The sequence below is a fragment of the Spongiibacter taiwanensis genome (assembly GCF_023702635.1).
GTDB lineage: Bacteria > Pseudomonadota > Gammaproteobacteria > Pseudomonadales > Spongiibacteraceae > Spongiibacter > Spongiibacter taiwanensis.
On sequence record NZ_CP098455.1, the window covers coordinates 276997 to 303151 of the forward strand.

The window sequence follows — 26155 nt, forward strand, 5'->3', positions numbered from 1 at the left end:
GTTTTTGACCATGTCCAGCGATCAGCCTGCCCTGTCCTCACCTGGTGAGGCGACCCTGCCCGACAGCCATGCCAATACCGCGTTGGTGTTACCCGGTGGCGGCGCTCGGGCGGCCTATCAGGTGGGTGTGCTCAAAGCCATGGTAGAAATTCATCGCGGCCGGGGTGGCAACCCCTTTCAGATTTTGGCCGGCACCTCGGCTGGAGCCATTAATGCGGTTTCCATGGCAGCCGGCGCCAATGATTTTCAGGGCGCCGCGCGACGGCTCGAGGATCTCTGGAGCAATCTGACGACCGATAAAATCTACCGGGCCGACCTGCTGGGTGTCATGCGCAATGCGCTGCGGCTGGGCTTGTCACTGTTCAATGCCGGCATCGCGGTAGGACGTCCAGTCGGCCTTCTCGACAACGCCCCGTTACGGGAGCTGCTGCGCGAGAATGTAAACTTTGAACAGATCGGCAAGAATATTCTAAACGGCCACCTCGACGCTCTGTGCCTTACCGCCATGAACTACACTCAGGGCATGTCAGAGACCTTTTTTCAGGGAGGCCCCCAGCACGCGGGCTGGCAACGCTGGCGCCGTCAGGGCCTGGCCACCCCGATTCAACTGCAGCACCTGATGGCGTCCAGCGCCATTCCCACGATTTTCCCGCCCACCAAAGTCGGGCGTTATTACTACGGTGACGGCGCCCTGCGTCAGCTGACGCCGATTAGCCCGGCCATCCACCTGGGCGCCCATCGGGTACTGGTCATTCCGGCCAACGGCCATCGGCGGGAATACCACCATCAACCCAAGCCGATCCACTCCCCCGCCTTTGGCCAGATTCTGGGTCAATTGCTCAACAGCGCGTTTATCGACAGTATCGAAACCGACCTGGAGCGGCTAGAGCGGATCAACGAATTACTGCGCCTGGTGCCCTCGGATTCAGTCGAGTTGATGGGCCGGGAGCTGATCCCCATCCAGTGTCTGGTGATCAGTCCCAGCGAGGATATAGATCGCATTGCTGACGATCACGTTCAGGAACTGCCCTACAGTCTCCGTGTGTTTTTGCGCCGAACGGGTAGCAGTGGCGGCGGCACTAACATCGCCAGCTACCTGCTGTTCACACCGGAGTTTTGCGGCAAATTGATTTCACTGGGGTATCGGGACGGCATGCGAGAGCGCCAGGCATTGGAGGATTTTCTGTATCGCCCCACGGCGGCCAACAGTGAGGGGCGCTGACGGGACCTTGCGGAATTACTTCACCCCGACAATGGCGTAAAGCCCAGAAAAGCGCACTGCTACTTCACCGTTGATTTTGATCTCAGAGGCCAAATCAATTTTGGCTCTGCCCCGCTCTTCATAGCGGGCAAAGAAATGACTCCAACGGCTCTCGTCAATTTCCAGCGATTGGGAAACAATCTCCCCCGCCACCGGCTTGAGATATTCGATTTCAGCCTGGGCCACCACGATATCCGGGTCCAATCCATAATCAACGCAGCGCATGTACACCATGCCCCAGCAAGCCATCACCGACACGCAAAAAAGACTGCCGCCAAAAGCGGTTAATTTATCGTTGATGTTGGGAGCCAGTGGCGCAGAAAGCGCAAGGTGATTGCCGTCGTACGCCTGCACCTTCAAATTCATGAATTGCGCCAACGGCAGGTGTTTGGCGATAAAGGCATCCAGGGCAGTGGTCGACATAATTAATCCGCGTCAAACAGCAAATTGAGCAGGGTTTCGGCAGCAACGTAGGGTGTCGTTTCGCCCTGGGTGACCCGCCGATTCAAGTCAGGCAGCAGGCGCTTCACCTGCGGGTTTTCCTTCAGTTTGCGATCAAGCATTTCATGGAGCAGTTTGTTCATCCACTCCCGGGCCTGTCGCGCGCGCTTTTCTTTCAGCGAGCCATTCTTTGTTGCGTCAATCTGAAAGTCACTGATCATGCCCCAGACTGCGGAAATGTTCTGGTTTTTCAGCGCCGAGCAGGTCAGCACCTGGGGTGTCCAGAAACTGGTGTGACGCAGCAGATGCAGGGCATTCTGGTAATGCCGCCGGGTCTGCTCGGCGTAATTCATACTTTCGCCATCGGCTTTGTTAATCACCAGGGCGTCGGCCAGCTCCATAATGCCCTTTTTGATGCCCTGCAGTTCGTCACCGGCATTGGGCAGCATCAGCACCATGAAGAAGTCGACCATACTGGCTACTTCATACTCCGACTGGCCCACACCAACGGTTTCCACCAAGATCACATCGTAACCTGCCGCTTCGCAAAGCAGCATGGTTTCGCGTGTCTTGAGCGCCACACCGCCCAGCGAGCCCTCGGAGGGAGACGGGCGGATAAAGGCATCCGGGCTGCGCGACAGCATTTCCATGCGGGTTTTATCACCCAGAATCGAGCCACCAGCAATGGGCGAGCTCGGGTCCACCGCCAACACGGCCACCCGTTTGCCCTGCTCCAGCAGGTACATACCAAAGGCTTCGATAAAGGTCGATTTCCCCACTCCTGGGATACCGGTAATACCGATACGAATACTATTGCCGGTGGCAGGCAGCACGGCCTCGAGCAGGCTTTGAGCCTGCTGGCGGTGTTCCAGGCGCTTGCTTTCGACCAGGGTGATGGCTTTGGCCAGCGCACGGGGCTGGCCAGATTTGAGTGCGTCGATATCAATCATGAGATTGCTGAACGCCAAACGGGAGACGGGAGACGCAAACCCCGCAGAATGTCTGCAGGGCCAAGCGTCTTCCGTCTCCCGTCCAGCGCCTTTCGCTATTACCCTTTTACTGCTTCGTTGATGGAATCGAGAACGCCACGGGCGGCCAGCGGGATTTTGGTACCGGGACCAAAAATACCCTTCACACCAGCCTTGTAAAGGAAGTCGTAGTCCTGGCGGGGAATTACCCCACCGGCCACCACGATAATGTCGTCGGCGCCTGCTTTTTTCAGTTCGTTGATCAGGGCCGGCACCAGGGTCTTGTGACCCGCTGCCTGGGAGGAGACACCCACCACGTGAACGTCGTTTTCAACCGCCTGCTTCGCCACCTCTTCCGGGGTGGAGAACATCGGGCTCAGATCGATATCAAAACCGACATCGGCAAAGGCGGTGGCGATAACTTTGGCGCCACGGTCGTGACCGTCCTGACCCATCTTGCATACCAGCATCCGCGGACGGCGGCCGTGCCGCTCAACAAAGGCATCGATATCAGAGGCAATGCCGTTCCAGTTTTCGTCATCCTGATAGGCGCTGCCGTAAACACCAGACACGGTCTGGGCCTGGGCATTGAAGCGGCCGAATTCGCGCTCCATGGCGAAGGAAATTTCGCCGACGGTGGCACGCACACGAGTCGCTTTTACGGCCAAATCCAATAGGTTACCCTGACCTGTTACAGCACATTGATAGATAGCTTCAAGGGCATCTTCAACGGCTTTCTCGTCCCGGCTGGCGCGAATGCGCTCCAGTGCAGCAATCTGCGACTGACGCACTTTTTCATTGTCGATATCGAGAATATCAACGTCTTCTTCTTTGTCGAGAATGTACTTGTTAACCCCGACAATCACATCTTCACCCCGGTCAATGCGGGCTTGCTTGCGGGCGGCAGACTCTTCAATGCGCAGTTTTGGCATCCCGGTTTCGATGGCTTTTGCCATGCCGCCCTTCTCTTCAACTTCGGCAATCAGCTCCCGAGCACGGTCGGCGATCTCATTGGTCAGCGCTTCCATCATGTAAGAGCCGCCCCAGGGATCAGCCACTTTGGTGATACCGGTTTCCTCCTGGATGATCAACTGAGTGTTACGGGCGATCCGGGCAGAGAACTCGGTGGGCAGCGCAATGGCTTCATCGAGTGCGTTGGTATGCAGCGACTGGGTACCACCAAATACCGCGGCCATGGCCTCAATGGTGGTACGCACCACGTTGTTGTAGGGGTCTTGCTCAGTCAGCGACCAGCCTGAAGTTTGGCTGTGGGTCCGCAGCATTTTGGAACGGGGGTTCTTAGGATTGAACTCGGACACGATCTCTGCCCACAGCAGACGCGCGGCGCGCATTTTGGCGATTTCCATGTAGAAGTTCATGCCGATGCCCCAGAAGAAGGACAGACGGCCGGCGAATTTATCGATGTCCAAACCCGCCGCAATCGCCGTGCGAATGTACTCCTTACCATCGGCCAAGGTGTAGGCCAGCTCCAGGGCCGCATCCGCGCCAGCTTCCTGAATGTGGTAACCGGAAATGGAGATGGTATTGAACTTGGGCATGTTGTCCGACGCGTAGGCAATAATATCGCCGATGATTTTCATCGACGGCAGCGGCGGATAAATGTAGGTGTTACGCACCATGAACTCTTTCAGAATGTCGTTCTGAATAGTGCCCGACAGCTGGTCTTGGCTGACACCTTGCTCTTCGGCCGCCACGATGTAACCCGCCAATACGGGCAGTACGGCGCCGTTCATGGTCATGGAGACCGAGATTTTGTCCAGGGGGATGCCGTCAAACAGCACCTTCATATCCTCGACTGAGTCGATTGCGACACCGGCTTTACCAACATCGCCGGTGACCCGAGGGTGATCTGAGTCATAACCCCGGTGGGTTGCCAGGTCAAAGGCCACTGACACACCCTGGCCGCCAGCGGCCAGCGCTTTGCGGTAGAAGGCGTTGGATTCCTCGGCGGTAGAAAAACCGGCGTATTGGCGAATGGTCCAGGGGCGACCGGCATACATGGTGGGTTGCGGACCGCGAATAAACGGTTCCATGCCGGGGAAGGTGTTGGTGTAAGGCAGATTGGCAATATCTTCTTGGCTGTATAGCGGCTTGACGTTAATGCCTTCGGGCGTATGCCAAACCAGGTCATCCAGGCTCTTGCCTGATTTATCCAGCGTTTTGTTGGCCGCAGCCATCCATTCGTCAAGGGTGGCCTGGGGTGCTTTGTAATCCGCCATACTTCTACCTGTATCTTGTGTGAGCATCAGCCAACCCTCTGGGCTGGCAATTTGTTCGGGTTAATGATGATCCTCGCTGGGCTGATTGAGCTCAATCAACACGCCGTCGCAGGATTTTGGATGGATAAAAATAACCTGGCAACCGTGGGCGCCGGGCGATGGCGCGTCAGATAAGAACTGATAGCCTTTTTCCTTGAGGCGAGCCACGTCCGCTTCGATATCATCGCTGCGAAAACACAGATGATGAATGCCACCGGGCTTTTTTTCCAGAAATTTAGCAATAGGTCCCTCACCATTGAGAGGGTGCACCAATTCTATACTGGTCGGCGGCAAAGGGAAAAAGGCGGTTGAAGTTTTTGCACTTTCGACATCTTCCGTGCCCTCAAAGGGCAGTCCAAAGTCTTCCATAAAGCGCTTGATGGCTTTTTGCAGATCGGGTACGGCGATGGCGATGTGGTCCAGGGCGGTAATCATGGTGTTCTCCGTGAATTGTTGAACGCTTGACGGGAGGCGGGAGACGCAATGGCCACTGCTAGCGTGGTGACTCGCCTCAGCGTTTGCCGTCTCCCGTTGGGCCTCTTCCCGATCAAGCAATACTGGTCAAAAAAGCATCAGTCTTTGCCCGACGTCCGGCGGCGATTTGCGCGAGGCTAACCTCTTCGATTTTCTCGTCCGGGCTGATTTTGAACAGGGGCTGTCCCTTCTTGATGATCACACCATCGCCTTCCACCAGTACCTTCTCAATGGTGCCGGCAAAGGGCGCCTTGACCTTGTTGAACATTTTCATGACCTCAACAATGTACAGGGCCTGCCCGGCCTCAAAGTGATCCCCTTCTTTAACAAACTCCTCCATGCCCGGGGCTTCCCGCGGGTAGAACATACCTCCACTGGCCGCAAGAATTTCGTCGGATTTCGCCATCGGCGGTGGTACCAGCACCTTGGCCATCTGCTTTTGCAGCGCTTCGTCGCTAAGGCGATCAGGAATGGTGATGCTCAAGTCGCTGTTGACTTTGAGATCACAGAATCCCGTTTCGGCGGCGATATGCGCCAGCACCGCCAACAGCTCCGTGCCAGCCATGTAGCTGGCGTGAGCTGCCTGGACACCCTGCCATTCCGCATCACTGAATCCGGCCGGCGCGCTGGCGCCAGACAGCAGCGTGTCAATTTCGCTGAAATCCGAGATGCCCAACCGTTCTGACAGGGTTTCATAGAAGTCGACACCGGCGGCGAGAATGGCATTGTCGTGATCCCAGATCATGTACCGGGCGGGCTTGCCCACCTCGTAATCCATGTTGAGATAGTGGTAAGTGTCGCGCAGCAGCAATATGGGGTTGGCATGCCACTCCACCTTGCCATCAGTGATGGTCACCGCATGCTTGTTGACGCTAATCCAGCCCGCCATAAAGTGGGGCTCGGAAAACAGGCGCTCCAAAGGGCGGGTAAAGAGCAGCTTCTTCGATGCCATCATCGCGCCCCAGGCCTCGGCTTGCTCGCCCTGGTCTGCGCAATAACGCTCGATCAGCTGTTGATAGGCATAGTCCAAGTCGATCTCATTTGCCACCTGTTTTAGCAGCCCCACCGCCGTCAGATAGGGGACAATAAAGCGCGTGGTCGGGCGGGCGTTAATGCCATTGCCAATAAACCAGTGCACCAGGCCATAGTGAAACTGCAGATTCGTGGCCAAGTCGCGGCCGCGCAGCTCGGTGCGGCGCAGAATTTCGGCCATCCGGCGGTAGCTGTCGAGCCGGGTTTCGCCGGTAGTGAGCAGCAGCGCGATATTAGAATCGTAAGCGCCGGCCAGATGGTACTTCATGAACACATCGGTGTCGGGATTGTGCAGCGAGATGCCCTGGTCGTCGCGGATTTCACCTTCAATGGCGTTGGACCAGTACTCTATTACCCCGCCGGCGTGGGGCTGCAGTGCCTGGTTGGTGGCGTTCATACGCGCTTCAACCGAGGTCTTTTCACGCATCAGCCGCTGGGGCTTGGGCAGGCGCTTGCCGTGGCGAGCCAGCAATACCATGACCTCGACCAGACTCTCCACCACAAAGTAATCGCCGGAATCATCGGGGTTGGTGAACTTGAGTTTGTAGCACAGCTCGGTCACCCGATGCTCAACCTGAATCCGGGTGTTCATCTCCATGAAATAATGGGATTCGCCATCGACAATACATTCAAAGGTGCCGACCGAGTCCAGTTTCACCGCTTTACCAAAGATGGCGCCCTCTTCTTCCATGCGCTGCAGAATTTGCCGATCCCGCTGCAGCTGAGCCGCCTCTTCGTCCCTGCCCTGCTCTTTGGCCACCGAAATTGCCGCCGCCAGTTCCTCGTCGGTCACTGACACTTCCAGCAGTTTCTGCTCGTGCATTTGCAAAGAGCAGTCGCGACCGCCCATGGTCATACACCACTCGCCGTTACCGACTACCTGGATTTCCTGGTGGCGGGTGGTCTCGATGTTCATTTCAATGAGGACGTTTTTGTTGTCACCGACCCCGTTGGTTTTCAGCTCGATCAAACACTCGAGCACCAGCGAGGGCACGGTCGCTGCTGCCTTCTCTACCTTTTCCTCCAGGGTGTCACCGGGGTAGGCGTTGGCCGCCTGCAAAATGCGTTGGCCCTTGCCACCACCACCGGCGATGGCCTTCAATCGAAAGCGGTTGTTTGGCTTCTCCGCCAGCATGCGTTTGGCTTCGACCTGCAAGGCCGCGCCAATGTCCTTGGCGTCAATGATATCGATACCGGCGTCATAGGAGGCCGCCAGCAAAGCCAAGGCCTTTTCTTCATCATCCTTGCAGGCAGCAAAATCAACCTGCAGGTTATGATCACTGGCGCACTTCTCCAGGCCGTCGACCCCATATTTGGCAAAAAGCGCCAGGCTGGTGGCATTGTTTACCCCGGGAGTGACCGACACCCCGGTTTCCAGGGCCGTGCGTTTTGCCTGGTCTTTCATCCCCGCCGCGCGCTGAGTGAAGGAGCACGGCCCAATGAAGTTCAATCCGGCCTCTTCCATCGCCTCGACCATTTCGGCGTCTTCGGACATAAAGCCGTAACCGGCAAAAATGGCGTTGTAGCCATTGTCCCGGGCAATCCCAATAATTTGTTGAATGCGCCGGTTGCGCTCTTCCTTGGTGGCGCCGGTATAGTCTGGCACCCGGTGCACCCGGCTGGGGTCGGTGAGGCTGCGCAGCTCGGGGGCCAGGGCATTGGTATAGGTGATTGAATCCTTCTCCGACAGCAAAATACCAAAGTGGGTGATCCCCATTTCGGCAAACACATCCATCGCTTCCTTACGGATAGGTCCGCGACAAATAATTAATGGATTCAAGTCACTACAGTCGAAGCTTCTGACCCAGCTTGAGGAAGAGTTGGCCAGCTTGCGGTCCTGATGGGTCAGCGGGTTGTGCAGATAATGGTTGTTGCTTGTTTTCACAATTTTATCCTTCTCAGCAATTCGTCGTGGTTAGTTACAGGCGGCGGGCTTAGTGGAATTCCCGCTGTACACCGGTCATGGCGCTGGGCTGGTAGCCCCGCAAATGCAACTCCAGTTGTTCACCCAGAACCTGGCGCAGGTCCGAGGGCATGACGATCTGGGATATTGATCCCAGGCTGAGGGCTTCGTTGGGATTCATTAGCTCCCGCTCGTACCGCTGAGTGAGAACCGCTTCTTCCTGCTTTTGCCATTGGGCAACGGCGGTAGCCGCTTGGGCTTGGGCCTCGGCCTCGCCCATCCCAGCGGCGATGTTTGCCTTGGTCGCCTCGGCCACCTTGGCTTTTACCGCACCGCGAATCTTGCGCACTTCATCCTTGTACACGTACTCAACCCCGGCCGGCCCCATGACCGCCAGGCGAGTAGTCGGCAACGCACACACAAAATCGGCGCCAGTGGGATAGTTATTGAAGGCAGCGTAAGCGCCGCCAAAGGCATTGCGCACAATCAACAGAAACCGCGGGGTGCGCAGGTCAACGATGGCATCGAGCATCGCCCGACCGGCCTGCACAATTCCCCCGGCCTCCTGCTCGCGCCCAGGCAAGAAACCGGTGGTATCTTCCATGAAAATAATCGGAATGTTGTAGATATTGCAGAACCGAATGAAACGCGCGTTCTTGTAAGCCGCGTCGATATCAATCTGACCCGATGCCACGGCAGAGTTATTGGCCACAAAGCCGACCACATTGCCGCCGATCCGACCCAGCGCGCAAACCGTGTTGCGTGCCCGGTCCGGCTGCATTTCAAAGTAATCGCCGTGATCACAGAGCTGTTGAATGATAATGCCGATTTCAAAGGGGGTGTTGAAACCAGTCGGGCTGTTAAAGGCTTTCTTGAGCAGCAGGTCGACATCCCAGGTACGCCGACTGATAGGATCTGAAGTGGGCTGAAACGGTGCCAGCTCGCGATTATTGTTGGGCAGGTAATTGAGCAGCTCCTGCACTTTCTTCAAGGCGGCAACTTCGTCGGGCACCACAAAGTCGGTTACCCCGGACTTTGAATGCACCAATGGCCCGCCCAGCTCTTCGGCGGTGACGTCTTCACCGAGTACCGACTTGACCACACCCGGCCCGGTCAGGCCGAAAAAGGTATCGTTGGGTTGAATCACAAAAGAGCCCTGCCGTGGCAGGTAGGAGCCACCACCGGCGTTGTAGCCGAACATACACATAATCGACGGCACCACACCGTTAATCTTGCGCAGCGCGGTAAAGGCTTCGGCGTAGCCGTCCAGCCCCCCTACCCCGGCGGGAATATAGGCCCCGGCGGAGTCATTCATCCCTACCAGCGGAATACCCAACTTGCCCGCCAGCTCAAACAGTCGTGCCAGCTTGCTGCCGTTAGTCGCGTCCATGGAACCGGCCCGGACCGTAAAGTCGTGACCGTAGATTGCCACGTCTCGCCCGTTGACCTTAATAATGCCGGTGACCAGTGAAGCACCATCGAGGTTTTTACCCCAGTTTTGATACAGCACAGTAGGCTCAGTACCGGGATCTGCCAGCACTTCGATGCGCTCCCAGATGGTCATGCGCTTTTTTTCGTGCTGTTTCTGAATGCTGCTGACACCTGCAGCTTTCAGTGGCCGTTGCTGCAGGGCATGGCCAGCGCGCAGGGCCTCTTCGTACAAGCCCGGTTCGTAATCGATCTGTCCCGGAACAGTGAATTCCAGCTCAACTTCTTTCTGGAATGGATTGGTCAGTGAGGGGGCAAAGCCCGTTTTCTTTGGCATATTGTTAGATTCCCAGCTAGTCCTTATGGCTGTTATCCGGGCCCAGCGAGGTGGCATCATTGCAACCGCCAGTCAGCATTCAGTAGGGCCGGAAAACAGTCGAAGGAGAACCCGTGCTCTTTATTGGGCGCTGACCAGCAGCGCACGGCATTGTTTTTGGTTCTCACAGCGGCGCTTAACATTAAATAGTCGGCCTCCTGTTGTCAACGTATTCCCACCGGGAGACATTGGAGGCAAAAACAAAAAAGTCAATTTAATCAGTCGCCTAGAACCATCTAACAGAAAAAGAATAAGACCTTTTTATCGGCAGGTTTTAATTAATCACCCAATTAAATATTGAGTGGCATTCTGTTGCAGTGGATCGGTCACTGATGGCCTGGAGCTGCGGCGGCCAAAAACCCGAAAGACCGGCGGAAAAATTCCTTCCGGGAAGCCAGTTTGATAGTCTACCCCGGTAGAATACGCCCCCATCAATTCCCGGACCCATTTATGTCTCTGCCTCGGCGCCAGCCCCTGATTTATCAGGAGGACAGTTGCTCCCTGTTTGCTTCCCTGCACCAATTGGAGGGTGCCGTATTTCTCGACAGTGCCCGGCCCTTCTGTCAGCGGGGTCGCTACGACATTATGAGTGCCCAGCCTTTGCAGCACTATCGCCTGAGCAGCGGCACACCGGCAGAAATAGCGGAACAGGCAACCCAGTTGCTAAGCGCCATTGATGACGCGGTGAACGGCATGCAGCGCCATCCGGAGCTCCCCTTCTGTGGCGGTGCAATTGGCTATTTGAGCTACGATTTTGGCGAAGCCCTGCGAATCAACCGGCCCCTGCCCGAAACAGGCGCACTTCCAGCCCTGTATATTGGTGTTTATGACTGGGCGATTGTGGTCGACCATGAACTGCGCCGCTGCGAATTGATCACCCAGCCATCAGTCAAGGAAGCGCGCCTGGCGCAGATCCTAACCTTGGTACAGCAACCCCCCGAGCCAGAAACCAGCTTCGCGTTAAGCGACACCATGGCTGACCCCTACGACCGCGCCCACTACGACCGGGCATTTGACGCCTGCCAACAGTATATTTTTGCCGGGGACTGCTACCAGATAAATCTCAGCCGGGCCTTTGTCGGCAGTATCAGCGGCGCCGGCCAAAACCCCTGGTCCGCGTATCAACGCCTTCGCCGGGAGGCTGCCGCGCCATTTTCTGTTTACTTGAATATGCCTGAGGGGCAATTGTTATCTGCCTCTCCCGAGCGCTTTCTCGCCGCTGACCAGGGGCGAATTTTCAGTCAACCCATCAAAGGGACCGCCCCCCGCGGGCGCTCGCCGGAGGAAGACGCGGCGTTCGCCACCGCCCTGGCCCAGAGTGAAAAGAATCGTGCGGAAAACGTGATGATTGTCGACCTCATCCGTAATGATCTCAGCAAAAGTTGCCTGCCTGGCAGCGTTCGCACAGACACTTTGTTTGAGCTACAGCACTTTGAAACCGTGCATCATTTGGTGAGCACCATCAGCGGCCAACTCAAGCCCGGGCTCAGCCCACTGCGGGCTCTGCTAGACGCCTTTCCCGGCGGCTCGATTACCGGTGCACCAAAGAAACGGGCTATGGAGATCATTGAGGAACTGGAATCCCACCGACGCGGTTTGTATTGCGGCAGTGTGTTCTACCTGGGGCCGGGCGGCATTCTGGACAGCAATATTCTGATTCGCAGCTTTGTCTGCGCCCAGGGGCAGGTCAGCGGTTTTGCCGGTGGCGGCATTGTCGCTGACTCGAAAAGCGATGAGGAATTTGATGAAACCTGGAGCAAGATCGGCCGACTGCTGGCCTTGTTTGGCACCCGCGAGACCGCGTAAGTAAGGGCAAGCAAAACCGGATGCTGAGGATAAAGCCCTCAGCATCCGGTGGCATTACAGGCTCAATTCGCGATTGGAGGCCTTCAGAAACTCCAGTTTGAGCGCTTCATAATCGTGAACCGCGGGAAACTGGGGGAATTCGCGGATAACGTTATCCGGCGCCTTGAACAAGATACCGGCGTCAGCCTCTGCAAGCATGGTGGTGTCGTTGTAGGAATCACCCGCAGCAATAATCCGGTAGTACAGGGTTTTAAAGGCCAATACCGCTTGCCGCTTGGGGTTCACCTGGCGGATTTTGTAGTCCACCACCTTGCCCAGGTTGTCGGTTTCCAGCTTGTGACACAGCAGCGTCGGCCAGCCCAGTTGCGCCATCAGCGGCGCAGCGAACTCGTAGAAAGTATCGGACAGGATAACCACCTGAAAACGCGCGCGCAGCCAGTCGAGGAACTCTCTGGCGCCGTCCATTGGCCGCATATCGGCTATCACCGCCTGAATATCAGGCAAGCCCAAGCCGTTCTCGTGCAGCAGGCGCAGGCGCTGTTGCATGAGCACATCGTAATCCGGAATATCCCGGGTGGTTGCCTTCAAGGCCTCAATGCCCGTGCGCTCGGCAAAATCAATCCAGATTTCGGGAATCAGCACACCTTCCAGGTCAAGACAGGCGATTTCCACGGGCTTACTCCTTTGAAGTCAAAAACGGCGCTCAATCTAGCGGCTTGGGCGCAAGAAAGCAATTATGGGGAGACGCTGGACGGGAGACGGAAAACGCAAAAGCGGGCGCGGCTTCGCCGCGAGATGCTGCGAGAGCGGCAAAGCCGCAATGTCTTTGCGTCTCCTGTCTCCCGTCCAGCCTCTCCCATCCCCCGTCCAGCGTTCAGCTCTCCCAGCAAGCGCCAGCCTCCACAGCCCCACCTCAGTACATCGGCAACTCAATATCCGCAAACAGCTCATCCAGCTCTGTTTTGCTGTGACACTCATACGCCTTATCGACCAGTTCCCGGGTGAGATGGGGGGCAAATAACTCAACAAAATCGTACATAAATTTGCGCATATAGGTGCCCCGGCGGAAACCCACTTTGGTCACGCTGGGTTCAAACAAATGGCTGGCATCCAGGGCGACCAGGTCGCCATCGGTAGTGGGGTCATAAGCCATTTGCGCAACGATGCCAATGCCCAGGCCCAGGCGCACGTAGGTTTTGATCACATCCGCGTCGGTGGCGGTGAACACCACCCGCGGCTCGAAGCCGTGCTTGCTGAAGGCCTCATCGAGTTTGGAACGCCCGGTAAAGCCAAAGACGTAGGTCACAATCGGGTGGGCCGCAATATGCTCAATTGCCAGCGAGCTGACTTTCGTCAGAGGATGATCCCGCGGCACTAAGATGGTTCGGTTCCAGCGATAGCAAGGCATCATCACCAGATCGGAGAAGAGCTCCAGGGCTTCTGTGGCAATGGCGAAATCCACGCCAAAGTTGGCCGCCAGTTCAGAGATTTGCATCGGCGTGCCCTGATGCATGTGCAAAGACACATCGGGATAGCGCTCGATAAAGGCCTTAATCACCGGCGGCAATGCATAGCGGGCCTGGGTGTGCGTCGTCGCAATGGACAGACTGCCTTTGCTGGGATTCTTAAACTCCTGAGCAATGTGCTTGATGCATTCGGTCTTGTGCAGAATCTCGCCAGCGGTTTTGAGAATCGCCTCCCCTGCCGGGGTGATATGGGTGAGGTGCTTGCCATTGCGAGCGAAAATCTCGACACCCAGCTCGTCCTCCAGCATCCGAATTTGCTTGCTGATGCCGGGCTGGGAGGTGAACAAACTTTGGGCGGTGGCCGACACGTTCATCTCGTGATGGGCGACCTCCCAGATATAACGCAGTTGTTGCAGCTTCATCGAAGGTTTGCTCCCCACCCAACCATCAGAGTTGGGCTTAGTGTAGCGCAGCGCGGCAGAACTTGGTCTAGCCTGGCGACTCTGTTTTTATGTTGGCAATACCGTGGGGCACATGCCCGGTTGATACATGCTCCCGAGCGCTTTCACAGTGCCCCGGCTGATCATCAAAAAAGACATCCGCACCGTAGGCGCGCAGGAAATCGGCCTTGTCCAGGCCGCCAAGAAACAGCGATTCATCAATGCGGATATTCCACTCCCGCAGAGTGTTGATCACCCGTTTGTGGGCCGGGGCAGATCGCGCCGTCACCAGGGCCGTGCGAATCGGTGGATTATCGGCCGGAAACTCCGACTGCAACTGGTTGAGTGCCGCCAAAAACGGTTTAAAGGGACCGCCACTGAGAGGCTGGTGAGCCGAGGCCACCTCGCTGGCGGTGAAGGCTTCTAACCCCTGGGTTTTAAATACCCGCTCCGCCTCATCGGAAAACAGCACCGCATCGCCGTCAAAGGCGAAGCGCAATTCTTTCTTGGCTTCCTGCTTGCCACTTTTGCGGCCGCGGGGCATCAATGTCGCCGCCGCAACGCCGTGCTCCAGGGCCCGGGAGACATCTTCCGCATTGGTGGACAAAAATAGGTGGCAACCAAAGGCCGAAACATAACGGTAGGGGCTTTCGCCGCCACTGAAAGCCGCGCGGCTGATATTCAATCCGTAGTGCTCGATAGAGTTAAACACTCTCAAGCCCGTGTCGGCCGAGTTGCGCGACAGCAGGATCACCTCCACTCGGGACACGTCCAAGTATTGGTTCAACAGCAGCAGCCGCTCCACAATACCAAAGGCTTCGCCGGGTTCAAGAATCTGATCTTCGTGTTCAATTTGGTAACGCTGGTAGGCTTCCAGCCCTTCCTGCTCAAACACCTGATGGCTTTCATCCAGGTTGAACAGCGCCCGGGATGAGATGGCAACCACCAGTTTATTTTCTAGTCCTTTCGGCATGAGAGTACCTTTGGGAAAACTCCTGCCACTATACAAGATGCGCTACCCCAGGCAACTCTCACGGCGGCATCATGAATCACTTGCGGGAGATCACCTCCGGCGCCGCATAATAGCGCTGCAGGAATCGGCTGCGGCCACTGGCCTGAATGTCGGTGTCACCACTGATCAGGCGCTGGATGTCTTTCACCAGCGCCGGGCTGAAGGCCGCAAACACATTGAAGTCATCCTGTTGCTCCCGCACTCTGGCTGACAGCACACCGTAAACCGTATCTGGGCGAGCTTTATCAATCACTGCCGAGCCACTCTGGCCCACTGTGTTGCTGCAGTCGAGGCGATAAACGCGCAGCTCGCCCGGGCCATCTGGCCGACGAAGCTGACCCCGGCATTCACTGGCCCATAGGGTTCCCGGCGCTTTGTCCTGAGGGTAACCAAAGCTGTAGATCTCAACCTCGCTATCCGGGCTGGCCAGGCGCGGAAAGTCGGTCACCGGCAGCGGCGCCGCCAGGGCCAAGAGCGCGACATCAGAGCCACTGTATTGACCGACATTGCCACGCTGTTGGTCCCCGGAACGGTGCTCCTGGTGACGCCAGGCCTGACTCACCACCCAACGTTCTCCCCGCCAGGCGAAGGCCAATTGCTGCAGGACCTCATCGCCGCCATCGGGTGCCGACAGGCAATGGGCCGCCGTCAGCAACCATTGGGGGCCAATCACGGTGGCCGTGCACTGAATTTCCAGAAACTGATCACGCTGGCCAAAACCACTGCGCAGTAAGCCGGTGGTCAGGCTCTGGCTCGGCATCTGCCATTGCTGGCGCCGCTGGTCTGCACCGGGTGCGCGATGGGCGAAAAAAGCCATCGGCCCTGCTAAGGCGGGCAATTCAAGGCCAGGACTGATCCAGCGTAAGGCCGGCATGCCGCCGCCACTATCTACCAGCAAGCGACCCTGGTCCGCGTCGAGGATGACACCGCGCTGGGCCGCCGGCGCGGGCAAATGCCGACCCGCATCGAGATACAGTGGCTGCCCCTGCAAATTGACCTTGGGTTGCTCCCGGGCAAGCTGATTGAGCACCGCCAAGGCCTTATCACGGCGCAAGGCATCGCCACTGTTAATCTCCCGCTGGTAGCGGCGCATTGCCTCATCTACGTCCAGGCGAGCACTCTTTCCCAACAGAACCACAGCCGGTTCAAGTAGCCGCAATGTTGCATCGCCCGGAGAAAGGGCCTGCAAAAACGCCAACTGACGGGCAGCGGCGGTAAAATCCACCGGCTGAATACCCACCCCCCAAAAGAACAGCTGAGCCAAATCGGCCGCCAGTTCATCACATTCGCTTGCCCGGGCCATTTTGGATTTGTCGAGCAAACTTTCGACCCGCTCAGGGGCAATTAACAGCTCGTTATCCGATACCGGCGGAAAAATTGATTCAGGGCAAGCGCGAAGGGGTTGCGAACACACCAGCGCTACCATCGCCAACACAAGGCCGATAGAATTGCCGAAAGTTTTGAGCAGGGTTTTATGCATAACACCACGTGGGTAGAGTTTTCAGCCGCCGCACTGCTAAACAATGTGGCGGTGGTGCGCAAGTTAGCGCCCGAGGCGGCCATCTTAGCGATGGTGAAAGGCAATGGCTACGGCCACGGCGCGGGCTGGGTCACTGAAACATTGGCGGGCGAGGTAGATGGTTTCGCCGTTGCCCGAATGGCGGAAGCCCAGACTCTGCGAAAAACCTATCCCAAGGGCCGCCTCGTGCTGCTGGGCACCCTGCTCGATGAACAGGGCTTGCAAGACTGCGCCGACTTGGCACTGGACGTGGTTGTGCACGACCTGCAGACCGCCCAGTTAATCACAGAAGCCGCCCTGCCCCGACCGATCTGTGTCTGGCTCAAGCTTAATGTGGGTATGAACCGGCTGGGGATGACACCCGCCGATTTCGCCCGTGCCCACAATCTGCTGCGCCACGCCAACCAGGTCAGTGCCATTCATCATATGAGTCACTTCAGCGAAGCCGACGACCTGCTCAGCGTGGAGACCGGCGCCCAAATTCAACGCTTGATCGGGCGCAGCCAAAGTCTCGACTCGGTTCCCAAAAGCATGAGCAATTCGGCTGGCATCATCGCCCATCGCGATGCCCATAGCGACTGGATACGCCCCGGCATTATGCTCTATGGCGATGATCCGACGACGTCCCTGCCGCCCAACACCCTCCAGCCGGTAATGACGTTTAAAGCGCGGATCCTCAGCATTCGCACGGTTCGGGATGGCGCTGGTGTGGGTTACAACCGGCGCTGGCGGGCCTTTGGCGAAAGGCAAATCGCCACCGTCGCCGCCGGCTATGCCGACGGCTACCCCCGTCAAGCACGGGATGGCACGCCGGTGTTGGTGAATGGCCAACGGGCGAAGATTGCCGGCCGGGTGTCGATGGACCTGGCCACTATCGATATCACCCATCTGAAAGACATTAAGGTGGGCGACCCGGTCACCCTGTGGGGCGAGGGGCTTCCCGCCAGCGAGGTGGGTGAGCATTGCAGCACCATCAGCTACGAATTATTCACTCGTATCACCGACCGGGTTGCCCGTATCTACGACTAGGACAGCACTCACCCAGCTCGCGGCGAGCGTCAATCCGCTGATGTGGCGCGCACCTGCTGCAGCGCGCCCTTGCTCAGCGAAAACACGACCGGGCTTAACAACAGCAAGGCGATCAAGTTGGGAATCGCCATCAGCGCATTCAGGGTATCGGCGAGCAGCCAGACAAAACTCAACTTTGCCACCGCGCCCAGGGGAATCGCGATGACCCAGGCAATGCGAAAAACCATCACGGCGCGGCTGCCAAAAAAGTACACCACGCAACGTTCGCTGTAGTAAGCCCAGCCCAACATGGTGGTAAAGGCAAATACCGCCAATCCCACCGCCACGATGTAATGGCCACCGGCCAATAAAGCCTCAAAGGAATTTGCCGACAACGCCGCACCGCTCTCGCCGGTTTGCCACTGGCCCGATATCAGAATCACAAAGCCGGTGACCGAGCACACCAGAATCGTGTCGATAAAAGTGCCCAGCATGGCGACCATGCCCTGCTGAACCGGGTTGTTGGTTTGGGCCGCTGCATGGGCAATGGGTGCACTGCCCAGGCCCGCCTCATTGGAAAACACACCCCGGGCAACCCCAAAGCGAATCGCCGCGGCAATACCGGCCCCGGCAAAGCCACCCACCGCCGCAGTGCCATTGAAGGCGCTGTCGACCACCAGGGCAATTACCCCCGGAACCTCACTGATGTGCAGAACCAGCACGAGCAGGCCCACCGCCATATAGGCCAGCGCCATGATCGGCACCAGGTAACCTGCCACATGGGCGATGCGCTTTACCCCGCCGAGCACCACCAGCGCGACACCGACTAACAGCACCAGACCGGTGATCCAGTAGGGAACCGCAAAGGTGGTAAACAGCGCGTCGGCCACGGAATTAGCCTGCACGGTGTTGCCGATGCCAAAGCCGGCAAAGGCGCCAAAGAAAGCAAACAGCCCGGCCAGCCAGCGCCATTTTGGGCCGAGACCATTTTTGATATAGTACATGGGGCCGCCGCTAAAGCTGCCGTCATCGGCCTGTTCACGAAATTTCACCGCCAGCACCGCCTCGGCATACTTGGTGGCCATGCCCACCAGGGCCGTGCACCACATCCAGAACAGCGCCCCCGGTCCGCCCAAGGCAATAGCCGTTGCCACGCCGGCGATATTGCCCGTGCCGATGGTGGCCGAAAGCGAAGTCGCCAGCGCCTGAAACGGGCTGATCTCACCACTGCCCCGACCCTCGCGCCCGCGCCAGAGTATGCGAAAGGCAGTACCAATTCCCCGCAGCGGCATAAAGCCCAGCCCGGCCATTAACCAGGCGCCTGTGCCCAGTATCAGCACCAGCATTAACGGTCCCCAGACAATGCCGTTGACCGCGCCAACCCACAGGCTGATGGTCTCCATAGACGCTCCTATTGTTATAACGAATTACTCAGAATTCGAAGTGTTGTTTGTGGGGGAACACGCCAAACACCCCGCCGGTGTGCACGAATACAATATCACCAGCATCACCAAAGCGGCCTGCGCGGAGTTCTTGCAGCATGCCGAAGAAGGCTTTGCCGGTGTAAACCGGATCCAGAACCAGACCTTCCAGAGCCGCGACCTGGGCAATGCATTTGTAGATCTCTTGTTCTGCTATTGCATAGCCCGGGCCAACATAGCCGTCAATGACCTTAACCGCCAGGCTGGCTGCATCTACCGGTAGCTGATAGCGGGCGTGCCAATCCGCCAAATCTGCAGCCACTTTATTGAGAAACCAGGCCTCGTCATCACACACGTTCACGCCCCATACCTGGGCATTCAGGCCATACCAATGGGCACCGGCGGTGAGGCCTGCCTGGGTGCCGCCAGAGCCGGTGGCGCACACAATATGCTGCGGCGAAATATTGGCGCGCTCAAAATCTGCCTTGAGTTCCCGGCAGGCTTCAAAATAGCCCCAGACACCAATGCCGTCAGACGCCCCCGTTGGGATTACAAAGGCGCGCCGCCCCAAGTCCTGATAATGCTGCTGCCACTGGCGCAGCAAATCTGTTAGCTGGTATTGGTACTGGCGGGCGGGATAACAGTGAATCTCGGCACCAGCCAGGTGATCCAGCAGCAAGTTACCATCGGGGTGACCACTCGGTTCGCCGCGCAGCAACAGGTGGCATTTCAATCCCAGCTGGGCACACAGCAAGGCGGTGGCCCGGCAGTGGTTGGATTGCAGGCCACCGCAGGTAATCACCGTATCGCAACCTTCAGCCTGTGCCTGGGCCAGACTGAACTCCAACTTGCGAACCTTGTTACCGGATAACACGCTGCCCGTCAGATCGTCGCGCTTTACCCAAATGCGGGGGCCGCCGATTTGCTGATTGAGTCGGTCCAGGGCTTGTAAGGGAGTCGGCAATTGCGCCAGGGAAAGACGTGGAGGGAGCTGAAGCGAATTTTCTGCAGGGTGGTTTGTCATCGGCGGCACCGTCATCACTAACGTTGCAAAAAAACGCCCCGACTGGCGGGGCGTTGTAAATCGATCAAATGGCTTTCAGGGTACCCTTCGGCAACACCGCATGAATGGCGGAGCGCTGGAACTTGAGCTCCACATTATCGCTCACGCTCACAACCACATAGTCGTCATCCAGCTTGTTGATCTTGCCGAGAATGCCGCTGCTGGTAACGACCTCGTCGCCCTTGCTCAGCGCCGAGATCATCGCGGCGTGCTCTTTCTGGCGCTTGCGCTGGGGGCGAATCGCAATAAAGTAAAACAGGGCAAACATCAGCACCAGAAAACCAATCTGGAACAGCTCACCGCCGGGGGGCGCACCGGCCGCACCGGATTGGGCGTGGGCTTGAGAGATAAAAAAGCTCATGGGACTTCCTTCGTAGGGCTAGCTTAGGGTTTTATACGCGCTGCGGTGTGAGCCAGCAGAGCAGAAAAATCAGCCTGCAATACTACACAAGGCCCTGAGCCAAAGCGAGTCATGCCGACGGCTTCCGCCGCGGATTTACCTGCTGTGCCCACCCGCATAGAATGGAATGTAAATCGGTCTGGAGTTGCTCAGTGACATTATTTTCCCGCAAGCGCGCCAAACAGATTCTTGATGAGGGCGCCGCCCATCAGGATGAGGCCAAGGTCGATAAGGCGCTTAGCAACCGCCAACGAATTTTGGACCGGGTTCAGGCGAGCGCCAAACTCGCGCCCTACATTGATCAGGTGAAAGTCTTGTTTCAAATGCTGCAGGACTACGCCAAGGGTAATTACCGGGAAATACCGTGGTGGTCGATTGGCTCGATCTCCACCGCCCTGCTCTATATTTTGCTGCCCTTGGATGCCCTGCCGGATTTCATCCCCATCGCCGGTTTTATCGACGATGCGGTGGTACTCAAACTGTGTCTCGACCTGGTGGTGAAGGATCTCGATCAGTACCGACTGTTTCGGCGAATCCGGGATGGGTCAGCGGGCGAACCGGTCGATGCCAGCCAAGATGGCGCAACCGATGCCGTAGACACAGACAGCACCCCGGGGAAACAGGACCAGTGAGCCAGCTTCAGGCGACGGTGATTTTATAATCCAGCGTGATCTGCGCGTTAAGGGAGTTACCAATCAGGCAGGCGCCTTCGGCCTTCTCCAATAATTTTGCCGCCTTTTCACGCCCGCTTTCATCACTGATGCGCAGCACCACCTGCTGATGAAAACGGGTGAACTTCAAGCTGCGCTCTACCTTATCCAGCTCTCCCTCAACCTCGCACTGCAGGTCCAGCCACTCAAAGCGCGACGCTGTGGCAATCGCCTTGAATGACAACACAAAGCAGTTGGCCAGGGCGGCGGTCAGCAGGGTTTCCGGCGACCATAGATCGCCGGGGCCATCGAACTCCGCGGGACCGGCCACACTCAATGACGGCAGATCATCAGATTCACAGTGCAGGGCAACCGCCTGACGGTTGCCGACCGCGCGCACCGTGTACACATGGGGAAGTGGTTCCATCGCTTTGCGTTCCTCCAAGCCGTTTTCGGCCCTTGGCTGGCGCAGCCGGAATGACGGCGCCAGATCACGATATGACTAGGCCAGGCCCAGCTCGTTGATCAGGGTCAACACATCCTCATTGTGCGTTTTGGTGTTCACCTTCTCCATCACGTGCTTCAAGCGACCGTCCTTGCCGATGATAAAGGTGGTGCGAAGAATACCGTCATACTCCCGGCCCATAAATTTCTTAGGCCCCCAGGCACCATATTTATCGGCAACAGCATGATCCTCATCTGACAGCAGGGTGAAGTTCAGCGGCGCCTCTTCCTTTTTAGGGTTCTCTTCAAATTTCTTCAGCTTGGCCACGGGGTCCGGGCTCACACCTAACACCACGGTATCGGCTTTATCGAAAGCTTTGCGGCTGTCCCGAATACCGCAGGCCTGCACCGTACAGCCCGGTGTTTTGGCCTTGGGGTAAAAGTACAGCACCACATTCTTGCTGCCCTTGAAATCCTTCAGGCTGACCTTGTCACCGTTCTGATCACACAGGGTAAATGCCGGAGCCATATTGCCAACTTTTGGAAATGCCACGTTTGTCCTCACTCTTCATCAGGATTGTCATTGTCTGTCGCATCCACATCCGCGCGCTCGACCAGAGCGCTGGGAAGCTGCTTTTTCACCTTTGCACCAAGGGCCTCCAGGCGCGCAACCCGGCCCACCAGGTTGCCCCGCCCCTCGGTCATCCGCTTGAGGGTTTTATCATACGCACCCTGCCCGCGTTCCAGATGCTTGCCAATTTCCTCTAACGATTCCACTACAAGGGCAAACTGGTCATGCAAGGCGCCCGCTTCCGCGGCGATTTTTTCGGCGTTGCGGTTTTGTCGTTCGTAGCGCCAGATGCTCTGCACCGTGCGCAGTGTTGCCAGCAAGGTTGTGGGGCCGACAACAATGATGTTTTTCTCATAGGCACTGCGAAACAAGTCCGGATCGTGCTCAAAGGCCGCCATAAAAGCGGCTTCAATAGGAATGAAAATAAACACAAAATCGAGACTGCGGATGGCCTCAATATGCTGGTAGGCCTTGGTGGACAGCCCGCTGACATGCTGGCGAACGGATTGAATATGTTCGCGCAATGCCGCAGCCCGCTCAGCCTCATCTTCGGCACTGCAATAGCGCTCATAGGCAATCAGCGATACCTTGGCATCAATGATAATGTCTTTGTCTTCCGGCAAATGAACAATGACATCCGGCTGTCGGCGGCGGCCACTCTCATCGGCGAAACTGGCCTGGGTTTCGTACTCCCGGCCCTTATGCAATCCCGATTCTTCCAACACCCGCTCAAGGATGACTTCACCCCAGTTGCCCTGAGCTTTGTTGTCGCCCTTCAGGGCCTTGGTGAGATTCTGGGCCTCACGGCTGATACTGCGATTCATGTCTTGCAGACTTTTGAGCTGTTCGCGCAGCTCACCCCGTTCGCGGTTTTCGCTGTCGTAGATATGGTCAACCCGGGTACGAAAATCTTTCAACTGTTCGCGAAAGGGCTTGAGCGACAGTTCTAAACTATCCTGACTGCTGCGTTGAAAACGCTGAGTTTTCTCGTCAAAGATGCGATTGGCCAACTGTTCGAACTGCTCGGTTAACTGCTTTCGAGCATCGTTGAGCAAGGTGATTTTTTCATCCGAGGTGGTTTTGAGGTGCTGATACTCACTGTCCCGCTGGGTCAGTTTGATACTCAGCTCTGCGCACTGCTGCCGAACCGCCTGGAGCTGCTCTTCCAGCGTCGCCACCTGCCGGGATTGGGCCTCGTCCCGAGATCGCAGGGCCGCCAATTGTTGCAGGGCCTGTTGTTCAGCATGGCTGCGGGCGGAGGTCTCTGCGCGGCTCTGCTGCAACTGCTGTTCCAGGGCCTCGGCAGCCTGCTGGGCGTGGGCAATCTGCTGCCCCGCCACTCTGCCGCGCAATAGCCAGGCCGCCAGAAATCCGATCGCCAGCGCCACTGCGCCAGCAATAAGCAATATGCCCGATGAGGTCGTCATCTTACTCCGCTATTCCCGATAAAAAACGGCCCAGAGTATAGCGGTTATCGCCTCTACAAGGCGAACAAACGCCCTTCTCCCACGAGCACCGCATCACCACCCACCATTACCGTTAGCGGCGCTGAGGCTTTATATAGCAGCTCCACCTTCAGCAAGCTCTGCCGGGCAGATTGAAGGCCGCGCTCCACCCAAAAGCTGTGGGTCCCCTCCCCCAGTTGCTGAATTTCCCGAAGGTAAGCCGCAAAGGCAGGCACTGCCGCGCCGACTGGCGGATCGTCCTGGGTGGAAATCTGAGGCCCGAGGAGGCGCAGGTGAAAGTCGACACTCGGGTGCTCACTCTCTCGGCAATAGAGCAAGATTTCACTGACCGGAATCGACGAGGCACTGCTCTGGGCCCAGGCCTCGGCGTGATATTTGGCGCGATAGACCGCCTCCATACTGCGCAGAGGCACGATCAAATAAGGGATATCGCAACTGACGAACAGGCTGCGGGCTTTAATCTGCTCGATGTCGTGTTCACCCAAGCCAAGAATCTGCTGCAACTCCCGATGATCCGGCACATAGCGATCGATTTCCGGCTGTAGCTGGCGGGACAGCTGGGTGTGAACCTTATCGCCCTCACGGCGAAGACTGATGTTCAGGGCTTGCCCGGCGTGGCGAAGCCGGGTGTCGCAGCGATCGTCGGCAAACTGAAAATGACCGCTCTCAGCCAGCACGTAGGCGGCAGCGACGCAGCTATGGCTGCCCGGTGGTCGGGGGCCACGGGGCGAGAATATCTTGAGTTCGGTATCGCCTCCGCCATCGGCCGGCATGACAAAGACCGACTCGGCATGATTGATTTCCTGAGCGATGTGCTGCATCTGCTCGTCATTGAGGGCGCTGGCGTCGGGAAACACCGTGATCTGGGCGCCACTGAAGGCCTGCTGGGTAAACACGTCGACAATTTTGTAGTGCTGCATGGCGAGAACCCTTTTTGTTATCGGTTATTTGTTTTTCTGATCGTAATAGAAAAGGCTTCTTGCAATGTAGGCAGCGCCGGCTCACTTGTCCACGCTCCAGCGCGGGAATTAGCTGCGCTTGTGCTGCGTCTGTTTTGCCCAGAGCGGGCTGGGCTTACTGACCCGCACCGGGTATTCATCGCCTTGCCGATCACTGAAGTAATCAGTTAGCACGTCGGTAACGATGGGAAAGGCCAGCTCTGACCAGGGAATATCCTGTTCGTCGAACAGGCGAACCTCGAGGCTCTCCGGGCCGATGCCGTAGCCGCCGGCAAGCTCACCCCGAAAAAAAACGTAGACCTGGTTGATATGGGGAATATCAAACAGGCGATACAAGGCCACATCCTCAACTTCGGCGGCGGCTTCCTCCCAGGTTTCCCGGAGGGCGCCCTCCCGCATGGTTTCGCCATTCTCCATAAACCCGGCGGGAATGGTCCAATAACCGAGCCGGGGCTCTATGGCGCGGCGACACAATAATACTTGCCGTCCGGCGGTCACCAGACACCCGGTGACGACGCGCGGATTTTGGTAGTGGATCGTATCGCAGGCACTGCACACATAACGAGGGCGGTTGTCGCCCTCCGGGATCATCTCCCGCAACGGCGCCGCGCATTCACTGCAAAACTTCATTTACCAGAGTTCCCGGTAAAGCCCGCCATGGAACACCAGCGGTTTTCCAGTCGGGTTGCTCTGGCTCTCCAAAACCTTGCCGACAAGAATCGTATGATCGCCGCCGTCGTATCGTTGCCAGATTTCACACTCGAAGGTGCACAGCACGCCGCGCAATACCGGGCTGCCGGTCTTCCCAATCGAAAAATGCTCCGGTGACAGACGATGATTGACCGGACTGGCGTATTGGTTGGAAAGCTGTTGTTGGTCATTTCGAAGCACATTGATGGCATAAAAGCGTGTTTGACGAAAGGCCTCAAAACATTCGGAGTCATTGCGCAAACTCCACAACACCAGTGGCGGGTCGAGAGACACTGAACTGAAGGAGTTAACGGTCATACCAAAGGGCCCCAACTCGGCGGCATTGGCGGTCACGACGCATACGCCCGTTGCAAACTGCCCTAAAGCGTTACGCAATTGCCGCTGATCCAGATTCATACCATCCCCTTTGCAATGTCATTCAAATGCCGCGCCACTCGTTCATCAAATGGGCAAGCGCGGCATTATACACCGTGAGTCCCTGCCCAACAGTGTGGCAGATGACAGGCTAAGTGCCCCTTTGGCGAGATCAAAAAACAGGATTTAGTTGCGGAGCGATCGGGCAGCTCAAAGAAAGGGTAATTAGGTGGTGGTTGGGCAGGGCTACCAGCGCGCAAGGGCTTCCCGGTCGCTATCACGGGCGTCTACCCATTCGCCGCTGCCATCTTCATTGACTTCTTTTTTCCAGAATGGCGCTCGGGATTTTAGGTAATCCATAATGTATTCGCAGGCCTGGAAGGCTTCCCCGCGATGGCTGCTGGCGACCCCGACAAACACGATATGCTCACCGGGACGAATCCAGCCAACCCGATGCACCACAGAGCAGGCCACAATGGGCCAGCGCTCACCTGCAGCTTCAACAATTTCTCGAATACTGCGCTCTGTCATGCCGGGGTAGTGCTCCAGGAACATTTCCCGCAAACTGCCGTTGGCATTGCTGCCGCGCATACAGCCCACAAAGCTCGCGATGGCGCCAACATCGTTGGCGCTGGCCCGCAGCACCCGGCTCAAAATTGCCAGGTCAAAATCCTTTTCCTGCACGGACACCGACACCTTCACC

General features: G+C 57.3%; 24 protein-coding genes. 4 read left to right on the plus strand and 20 right to left on the minus strand.

The window, feature by feature from the left end; translation table 11 throughout:
- Positions 1–10: 10 nt before the first annotated feature.
- Complete coding sequence (locus NCG89_RS01440) at positions 11–1222, plus strand: patatin-like phospholipase family protein (protein ID WP_251087996.1); 1212 nt, start codon at positions 11–13, stop codon at positions 1220–1222.
- A 15-nt stretch (positions 1223–1237) separates the two neighbouring features.
- Here the strand turns inward: NCG89_RS01440 and NCG89_RS01445 are convergent, their stop codons facing one another.
- The 6 genes from NCG89_RS01445 to NCG89_RS01470 form a co-directional block, all read right to left on the minus strand.
- Positions 1238–1684 carry a YiiD C-terminal domain-containing protein gene (locus tag NCG89_RS01445; protein WP_251087997.1) on the minus strand — a complete coding sequence of 149 codons (447 nt, stop codon included), beginning with the start codon at positions 1682–1684 and terminating at the stop codon, positions 1238–1240.
- A 2-nt stretch (positions 1685–1686) separates the two neighbouring features.
- A complete protein-coding gene (meaB, locus tag NCG89_RS01450; protein WP_251087998.1) occupies positions 1687–2652 on the minus strand; it encodes a methylmalonyl Co-A mutase-associated GTPase MeaB in 966 nt (321 codons plus the stop codon).
- Positions 2653–2750: 98 nt separating this feature from the next.
- Entirely contained in the window at positions 2751–4910 is a 2160-nt protein-coding gene (gene scpA / locus NCG89_RS01455) for a methylmalonyl-CoA mutase (RefSeq protein WP_251087999.1), read from the minus strand.
- A 60-nt stretch (positions 4911–4970) separates the two neighbouring features.
- Positions 4971–5384 (minus strand): methylmalonyl-CoA epimerase, encoded by a 414-nt coding sequence (mce, locus tag NCG89_RS01460; protein ID WP_251088000.1) that lies wholly within the window; start codon positions 5382–5384, stop codon positions 4971–4973.
- A 112-nt stretch (positions 5385–5496) separates the two neighbouring features.
- The gene (locus NCG89_RS01465) at positions 5497–8340 is read right to left on the minus strand and encodes a biotin/lipoyl-containing protein (protein ID WP_251088001.1); all 2844 of its coding nucleotides are present in this window, start codon (positions 8338–8340) and stop codon (positions 5497–5499) included.
- Between the two features lie 49 nt (positions 8341–8389).
- Positions 8390–10123 carry an acyl-CoA carboxylase subunit beta gene (locus NCG89_RS01470; protein ID WP_251088002.1) on the minus strand — a complete coding sequence of 578 codons (1734 nt, stop codon included), beginning with the start codon at positions 10121–10123 and terminating at the stop codon, positions 8390–8392.
- Positions 10124–10612: 489 nt separating this feature from the next.
- Here NCG89_RS01470 and NCG89_RS01475 point away from each other — a divergent pair, with 489 nt between their 5' ends.
- Positions 10613–11968 (plus strand): anthranilate synthase component I family protein, encoded by a 1356-nt coding sequence (locus NCG89_RS01475; RefSeq protein WP_251088003.1) that lies wholly within the window; start codon positions 10613–10615, stop codon positions 11966–11968.
- A gap of 54 nt (positions 11969–12022) precedes the next feature.
- Here NCG89_RS01475 and thrH read toward each other — a convergent pair whose 3' ends face one another.
- From thrH to NCG89_RS01495, 4 genes are all read right to left on the minus strand, one after another.
- Complete coding sequence (gene thrH / locus NCG89_RS01480; RefSeq protein WP_251088004.1) at positions 12023–12640, minus strand: bifunctional phosphoserine phosphatase/homoserine phosphotransferase ThrH; 618 nt, start codon at positions 12638–12640, stop codon at positions 12023–12025.
- A gap of 241 nt (positions 12641–12881) precedes the next feature.
- A complete protein-coding gene (gene cysB / locus NCG89_RS01485) occupies positions 12882–13856 on the minus strand; it encodes an HTH-type transcriptional regulator CysB (RefSeq protein WP_251088005.1) in 975 nt (324 codons plus the stop codon).
- A gap of 67 nt (positions 13857–13923) precedes the next feature.
- Complete coding sequence (locus NCG89_RS01490; protein WP_251088006.1) at positions 13924–14847, minus strand: 5'-nucleotidase; 924 nt, start codon at positions 14845–14847, stop codon at positions 13924–13926.
- A gap of 76 nt (positions 14848–14923) precedes the next feature.
- Positions 14924–16366, minus strand: coding sequence for a trypsin-like serine peptidase (locus NCG89_RS01495; protein WP_251088007.1), 1443 nt, complete (start codon positions 16364–16366; stop codon positions 14924–14926).
- Between NCG89_RS01495 and alr the strand changes: the two genes are divergently transcribed.
- Positions 16361–17434, plus strand: a complete 1074-nt coding sequence (gene alr / locus NCG89_RS01500) for an alanine racemase (RefSeq protein WP_251088008.1) — start codon at positions 16361–16363, stop codon at positions 17432–17434. The genes NCG89_RS01495 and alr overlap by 6 nt on opposite strands.
- Before the next feature lie 29 nt (positions 17435–17463).
- Here alr and NCG89_RS01505 read toward each other — a convergent pair whose 3' ends face one another.
- From NCG89_RS01505 to yajC, 3 genes are all read right to left on the minus strand, one after another.
- Positions 17464–18816 carry an alanine/glycine:cation symporter family protein gene (locus NCG89_RS01505; RefSeq protein WP_251088009.1) on the minus strand — a complete coding sequence of 451 codons (1353 nt, stop codon included), beginning with the start codon at positions 18814–18816 and terminating at the stop codon, positions 17464–17466.
- Between the two features lie 28 nt (positions 18817–18844).
- Positions 18845–19858, minus strand: coding sequence for a 1-aminocyclopropane-1-carboxylate deaminase/D-cysteine desulfhydrase (locus NCG89_RS01510; protein WP_251088010.1), 1014 nt, complete (start codon positions 19856–19858; stop codon positions 18845–18847).
- A 64-nt stretch (positions 19859–19922) separates the two neighbouring features.
- Positions 19923–20258 (minus strand): preprotein translocase subunit YajC, encoded by a 336-nt coding sequence (gene yajC / locus NCG89_RS01515; protein WP_251088011.1) that lies wholly within the window; start codon positions 20256–20258, stop codon positions 19923–19925.
- 191 nt (positions 20259–20449) lie between these two features.
- On the opposite strand from yajC, the gene NCG89_RS01520 reads away from it, so the two are divergent.
- On the plus strand, positions 20450–20929 hold the full coding sequence (locus NCG89_RS01520; RefSeq protein ID WP_251088012.1) for a YkvA family protein: 480 nt from the start codon (positions 20450–20452) through the stop codon (positions 20927–20929).
- Positions 20930–20936: 7 nt separating this feature from the next.
- Here NCG89_RS01520 and NCG89_RS01525 read toward each other — a convergent pair whose 3' ends face one another.
- The 7 genes from NCG89_RS01525 to NCG89_RS01555 form a co-directional block, all read right to left on the minus strand.
- Positions 20937–21374: an OsmC family protein gene (locus tag NCG89_RS01525; protein WP_251088013.1), complete on the minus strand. Its 438-nt coding sequence runs from the start codon at positions 21372–21374 to the stop codon at positions 20937–20939.
- Positions 21375–21449: 75 nt separating this feature from the next.
- Complete coding sequence (gene bcp, locus NCG89_RS01530; RefSeq protein WP_251088014.1) at positions 21450–21944, minus strand: thioredoxin-dependent thiol peroxidase; 495 nt, start codon at positions 21942–21944, stop codon at positions 21450–21452.
- Between the two features lie 8 nt (positions 21945–21952).
- Positions 21953–23389, minus strand: a complete 1437-nt coding sequence (locus NCG89_RS01535) for a DNA recombination protein RmuC (RefSeq protein WP_251088015.1) — start codon at positions 23387–23389, stop codon at positions 21953–21955.
- Positions 23390–23442: 53 nt separating this feature from the next.
- A complete protein-coding gene (locus tag NCG89_RS01540) occupies positions 23443–24348 on the minus strand; it encodes a PhzF family phenazine biosynthesis protein (protein ID WP_251088016.1) in 906 nt (301 codons plus the stop codon).
- A gap of 108 nt (positions 24349–24456) precedes the next feature.
- Positions 24457–25017, minus strand: coding sequence for an NUDIX hydrolase (locus NCG89_RS01545; RefSeq protein ID WP_251088017.1), 561 nt, complete (start codon positions 25015–25017; stop codon positions 24457–24459).
- Positions 25018–25494: a flavin reductase family protein gene (locus NCG89_RS01550; protein ID WP_251088018.1), complete on the minus strand. Its 477-nt coding sequence runs from the start codon at positions 25492–25494 to the stop codon at positions 25018–25020.
- Between the two features lie 204 nt (positions 25495–25698).
- Positions 25699–26154, minus strand: a complete 456-nt coding sequence (locus NCG89_RS01555; RefSeq protein WP_251088019.1) for a molybdenum cofactor biosynthesis protein MoaE — start codon at positions 26152–26154, stop codon at positions 25699–25701.
- Position 26155 lies beyond the last annotated feature (1 nt).

Coding starts and splice junctions, on each gene's coding strand:
- mce (WP_251088000.1), bottom strand. CDS start 5,384: ATGATTACCGCCCTGGACCACATCGCCATCGCCGTACCCGATCTGCAA.
- NCG89_RS01525 (WP_251088013.1), bottom strand. CDS start 21,374: ATGGAACCACTTCCCCATGTGTACACGGTGCGCGCGGTCGGCAACCGT.
- NCG89_RS01545 (WP_251088017.1), bottom strand. CDS start 25,017: ATGAAGTTTTGCAGTGAATGCGCGGCGCCGTTGCGGGAGATGATCCCG.
- scpA (WP_251087999.1), bottom strand. CDS start 4,910: ATGGCGGATTACAAAGCACCCCAGGCCACCCTTGACGAATGGATGGCT.
- NCG89_RS01440 (WP_251087996.1), top strand. CDS start 11: ATGTCCAGCGATCAGCCTGCCCTGTCCTCACCTGGTGAGGCGACCCTG.
- NCG89_RS01505 (WP_251088009.1), bottom strand. CDS start 18,816: ATGGAGACCATCAGCCTGTGGGTTGGCGCGGTCAACGGCATTGTCTGG.
- NCG89_RS01550 (WP_251088018.1), bottom strand. CDS start 25,494: ATGAATCTGGATCAGCGGCAATTGCGTAACGCTTTAGGGCAGTTTGCA.
- NCG89_RS01510 (WP_251088010.1), bottom strand. CDS start 19,858: ATGACAAACCACCCTGCAGAAAATTCGCTTCAGCTCCCTCCACGTCTT.
- NCG89_RS01490 (WP_251088006.1), bottom strand. CDS start 14,847: ATGCCGAAAGGACTAGAAAATAAACTGGTGGTTGCCATCTCATCCCGG.
- cysB (WP_251088005.1), bottom strand. CDS start 13,856: ATGAAGCTGCAACAACTGCGTTATATCTGGGAGGTCGCCCATCACGAG.
- alr (WP_251088008.1), top strand. CDS start 16,361: ATGCATAACACCACGTGGGTAGAGTTTTCAGCCGCCGCACTGCTAAAC.
- NCG89_RS01470 (WP_251088002.1), bottom strand. CDS start 10,123: ATGCCAAAGAAAACGGGCTTTGCCCCCTCACTGACCAATCCATTCCAG.
- NCG89_RS01445 (WP_251087997.1), bottom strand. CDS start 1,684: ATGTCGACCACTGCCCTGGATGCCTTTATCGCCAAACACCTGCCGTTG.
- NCG89_RS01495 (WP_251088007.1), bottom strand. CDS start 16,366: ATGCATAAAACCCTGCTCAAAACTTTCGGCAATTCTATCGGCCTTGTG.
- yajC (WP_251088011.1), bottom strand. CDS start 20,258: ATGAGCTTTTTTATCTCTCAAGCCCACGCCCAATCCGGTGCGGCCGGT.
- NCG89_RS01540 (WP_251088016.1), bottom strand. CDS start 24,348: ATGCAGCACTACAAAATTGTCGACGTGTTTACCCAGCAGGCCTTCAGT.
- NCG89_RS01475 (WP_251088003.1), top strand. CDS start 10,613: ATGTCTCTGCCTCGGCGCCAGCCCCTGATTTATCAGGAGGACAGTTGC.
- meaB (WP_251087998.1), bottom strand. CDS start 2,652: ATGATTGATATCGACGCACTCAAATCTGGCCAGCCCCGTGCGCTGGCC.
- NCG89_RS01535 (WP_251088015.1), bottom strand. CDS start 23,389: ATGACGACCTCATCGGGCATATTGCTTATTGCTGGCGCAGTGGCGCTG.